At 71.0% G+C, this 4,655-nt stretch carries 2 protein-coding genes and 2 pseudogenes; 2 read left to right on the plus strand and 2 right to left on the minus strand.

Annotated features, from left to right (window positions below):
* Nucleotides 1-2,178 (minus strand): ATP-binding protein (locus EFK10_RS17125; protein ID WP_127356550.1); only part of this gene is annotated, 2,178 nt, incomplete at its 3' end.
* A gap of 271 nt (nucleotides 2,179-2,449) precedes the next feature.
* Here EFK10_RS17125 and EFK10_RS17130 point away from each other — a divergent pair.
* Nucleotides 2,450-2,974 (plus strand): annotated as a pseudogene (locus EFK10_RS17130) (IS110 family transposase); the annotation flags it as partial.
* Nucleotides 2,975-3,417: 443 nt separating this feature from the next.
* Nucleotides 3,418-3,672, plus strand: coding sequence for a hypothetical protein (locus tag EFK10_RS17135; protein WP_127356551.1), 255 nt, complete (start codon nucleotides 3,418-3,420; stop codon nucleotides 3,670-3,672).
* A gap of 410 nt (nucleotides 3,673-4,082) precedes the next feature.
* Here the strand turns inward: EFK10_RS17135 and EFK10_RS17140 are convergent.
* Nucleotides 4,083-4,655, minus strand: a pseudogene (locus EFK10_RS17140) (hypothetical protein); the annotation flags it as partial.

A 4,655-nucleotide genomic window follows, 5' to 3' on the forward strand; every position in this document is an offset into this window, starting at 1 on the left:
CAGCCGCGCGAGCACGGCGGACGGGTCGCGAGACCCGTCGGCGGGGCCGCGCGGACGCCCGACCGCGATCGCGGCGCGGACCCGCTCCTGTGCCCGGCGGTGGTCGCCGCGAGCGGCGTCGAGCAGACCGGCCAGCAGCAGTGCGTCGGCGCGCAACACGGGTTCGTCAGCGTCGAGGGCCACGGCCTGCCACTTCATTGGGCCCGTCCAGGCGCCGGTGAGCCAGTCGAGGTGAGCAAGGGTCGCCCCGACGAGGTCGCGCAGGCGCAGGTGTTGGTGCTCCTCGGCCAGGGCGGCGGCCGCATCGAGCCGGCGCCGGGCGTCGTCGTAGCGGCCCCACAGCATCGCCGCCTCACCGAGGTTGGCGAACCCCCGGGCGCGATGCAGCACCTCGCCGGGGGTCTCCCCCTCGGCTGGCAGGTCGCGTGCTGCCGCCCAACCGGCGGGATCGCCGAGCACCAGGAGCGTGGCGGCGCGGTCCACGAGAAAGGAGAGCCGGTTTTCGGGCGACGGGCCCGGCCACGACCCGATGAGACGCCCGGCGCGCTCCAGCCAGTCACGGTGATGCTCCGCCGGGCGCGTGGTACCGAGCGGACGAGCGAGCATCATCATCGCGTGGACGGCGGCGGCCGGCCGGTCCTGGACCAGCCCCGGCACGGCCCGCTCCATCTCCACCGAGGCGGCCTCCACGTCACCGACGTGGAACATCAGCCGGGCCAGCTGCCAGGTGGCCTCGGTCCGCTCCTCCCGCGTGAGTTCGCCGGCGGCGGTCTCGCGCAGCACGGTGACGAGTTCCCGCAGCGGCCCGTTACCGGGTGCGGCGTACAGCGGCATGCGCTGCACCAGACGAGACACCGCCGCGCCGCGGACGGCACCGCCGGCGAGGAGGTCGAGGAGCAGCCCGAACGCCGTACGTGGGTCGCCCGACGAGATCGCATGGTCCGCCGCCTGCTCGGCGTACACCGCCCAGCGACCCGGGTCGCCCGCCTCCCGGAAGTGTCGGGCCAGTTCGGCGACGCGGCGTACCGGCTCCCGCTCGAGGGCTACCCCGACGCGGCGGTGGATGCGACTGCGCTCGATGGCGCCGAGGGCGTGGTAGACGCTGCGCGCGGCCAGCACGTGACGGAACCCCACCCGGGCGTCGCGGTCCTCGTGCAGCAGCCCGCCGGCGATTGCCTCGACCAGACCGTTCTCCGCCTCTTGCAGGGCTACGCCGGCGACCTCTGCGACCAGCGCCGGCGCCCGCTCCCCCTCGAGCACGGCGAGCGCGGCCAGCGCCGCGCCTGCCGCCGGCCCGAGGCGGGAGGTCCGCTCGAGCACGGCGTCGCGGATGCTGGGCGGTACGTCGAGTTCCGCGACGTCGCGCCGCAGCCAGGCGCCGTCCTCACAGACCAGGTCCGCGCGGTCGTAAAGCAGACGGACGGACTCCTCAATCGCGAGCGGCAGCCCGTCGGTGTGGCTGCGGAGGAACTCGGCGAACTCCACCGAGACCGGCTCCCCGCCAAGCATCGAGGACACCAGGTCCGCCGTCCCAGCGGTGTCCAAGGGTTTGGGTTCCAGGCGGGTGACGCCGGCCTGCGCGACCAGCCGGCGCAGCAGCGACTCCGGGCGGACGTCCTCGGGCCGGTAGGTGAGGACGAGGCGCGGGCCCCGCTCCCACCGGGCCCGCAGGAACAGCAGGAGCTCAAGCGTGGTCTCGTCGGCCCAGTGGGCGTCCTCCACCACGAACAGCCCGACGCCGAGGGCGTCGATGAGCTCGACGAGCGCGCGGAGCAGACGGTGCCGGGCGGCTGCGGCGTCGGGCAGCGGCTCGGGCGCAGGCGGCAGCTGCTCGGCCCATTCCGGGAAGACCGCCCGCAGCGCCCCCGCCAGCCCGGTGAGGGGCAGGCCGGCGACACACTCGGCCAGCCGGCGTACGGCGTCGACGACCGGGCCGAGCGTGTACGGCTCCCGGAACGGCGGGCACACCGCGACCAGCGCCGTCTCCCGACGCCGCCGCAGGAGCTCATGGAGCAGCCGGGTCTTCCCGATCCCCGCCTCACCCGCGACCACGATGAGGCCCGGCCGCCCGTCGAGGGCCTGATCGAACAACGAAAGGTCGCGGTTGCGGCCGACCAGGCAGGGTACGGCGAGGTCGGGTCGGCGTGCCGACCCGCCGGCACTCTCCGCTGCACTCAACTCCGCCTCCGATCCGGCCCCGTGGACTCATTCTGCCGGTCGCCCTCCTTACCTTCTTCGTGGCCCCGCAATGGGGCTCCCGGCCTCTGGAGCTGGCACGACTGGTCCCCCCTTGTCGAACGCATGGCCCTGGGGGTGGTGTCACCGGCTCGACAGACCGCTGATTAGGGGCATGATCACCGGCTTCTCCGGAGGCAGGGAGGCTCTTCGTAATGTGGATGTGGTGATCGGTGCCGCGCCAAGGCCTGGCAAGTACGACCGGAGACTGCACGTGATCGACACCAGCGAAATCGGCGCCTTCCTCGGCCTGGACGTCGGCAAGGGCGAACAGCACGCCACCGCAGTCACCCCGACCGGGAAGAAAGCCTTCGACAAGCGGCTGCCCAACAGCAAACCCAAACTCCGCGAGGTCTTCGCGAAGTTGCGGTCCAAGCACGGCACCGTCCTCGCGATCGTCGACCAGCCGGCCTCCATCGGCGCCCTGCCCATCGCGGTGGCCCGCGACATGGGCTGCCAGGTCGCCTATCTGCCCGGTCTCACTATGCGGTGGATCGCCGACCTCTATCCCGGCGAGGCCAAGACCGACGCCCGCGACGCCTTCGTCATCGCCGACGCCGCCCGGTCGATGCCGCACACCCTCCGCGCCATCGAGCTGGACGACGAGCTGGAGATGATCGTCGGCTTCGACGACGACTTGGCCGGCGAGGCCACCCGCATCAGCAACCGGCTGCGCGGCTTGCTCACCCAGATCGACCCGCACCTCGAACGTGTCCTGGGCCCGCGGGCCGAGGTCCCGCTCTTGTCGTGTGCGCCCCGCCGGCCCAACTGACCGGAGGGATAGGTGGCGGTACCGCGGCTCGACCCATGGCGCGCGCCAGCAAGCTGCCAGGGGTGGGGCTGTCGTCACTGGTTCTTGTTGACCGTCAGGTGGGTGCCTTGTCACGGGCCGTGCGGGCACGTTCAGTGACGGCTGTCCGTACGCCATCCATTCGAAGAGTGCGGCCAGGCCGATGGCTGGCCACGCCGCGAGGCAGGATGGCTACGTCCATGCACGGATGTTCGGGTCCCACTGGCCGGTCACGGTGCGGACCTTCCCACTGAGTGGTGGTCCCTCCTCCCCGGCCCCGGTGGGAACCGGGGAGGAGGGACCACTTGTGGTCATGAAGGTGTATTCGCCTGAGTTCAAGGTTGATGCTGTGGCCTTGTACCACTCGGACCCGGACCTCACGATCGCCCCAGGTGGCCCGTGACCTGGGCATCCGACGGGACACACTGCGCCGGTGGATCGACGCCGCCGACGCGCAAGGCGACACGACGGCGAGGAAGAGCACGAAGGATGACCGGGTGAGCGAGCGGACCCAGGAGGAGCTCGAGGCCGAGAACGAAGCGTTTCGCGCGGAGCTGAAGGCCGCGCGCAAGGAGAACGCGACGCTGGCCACCGAGCGGGAAATCCTGCGCAAGGCGACGAAGTTTTTCGCCTCGGAGATGCACTGACTCCACGCGCTGCGCGAATACGAGCAGTTCTACAACCGGTACAGGCCCCACCGCACCCTCGTAAGCGCCGCACCGCTACGTCCCCTGCCCGAACCGATCACCGGCCAACTCACCCACCTCAACGTCCACCGAAACGACCGCCTCGACGGCATCCTGCACGAGTACCAACACGTGGCCTGACCAGCACGGCGTGGTTCTTGACACCTACAGGGTTGGGCCCGGTGGCCGGAGCTGCCGTTCCGGCCACCGGATCGAGCGGTTTGCCGTCCGCCCGTTCCAACATTCATAATAGTACTCCCTCACCCCAGGCTCTGGCAACATCACCTGCACCATTACTTGCGGCATCCCTTGCACCATTCCTTGCACCATCACTTGCGGCGCTCTTCGTGGTGAGTCCGCGTTTCCCCTGCTCAGCGACCCTGTTCGGCGCTTGCGCCGTGCTGACTTCCCCTCGTCTGCCTGCCTTTGTGTACCTGGGTGTTGGTGGTGTGTGGTGGGTGGTGTGGTGGGGCGGCGGTCTGCGGGGAGCCGGCTGGGCGCTGCGCTGTGCCGTGGATGTGGCGGCCCGGCGGGCGGCCGAACCTGAGCCGGTCGAACAGCCCCAGCTTGTCCGGCCCGTTCTGCCGAACGTTCTCCAGAAGGCGGCGGGGCAGGCGCATGCCGCGCTGGTGCTTCAACTGGAGGAACGCTTCCAGCTTGGGCTCGGCGTTGAGGACGTCGCTATCGCCGTAGGTGAGGGCGTGGGCCGCCCCGTCGTTCAGCAGGCGGCCGATGAGGGTGGCGAGCGCTCCCGGGCCGGACCCACGGTAGCCCCAGGACACGCCCGGAGCGTCCATCACCGGGGCAGGGTAGAGGGTGCCGTCCTGGGTGCGGACCCAGACTGGGTCGGTTGAGTCGGCCTGAAGCGCGGTTCCGGTGTTGCCACCGGTCCGTTTCTTCAGGCCGCTCTCCGAACCCGGCGTACCCGTCTCCGAGTACCGGGC

Source organism: Streptomyces soli (assembly GCF_003999195.1).
GTDB classification, from domain to species: Bacteria; Actinomycetota; Actinomycetes; order Streptomycetales; family Streptomycetaceae; genus Actinacidiphila; species Actinacidiphila soli.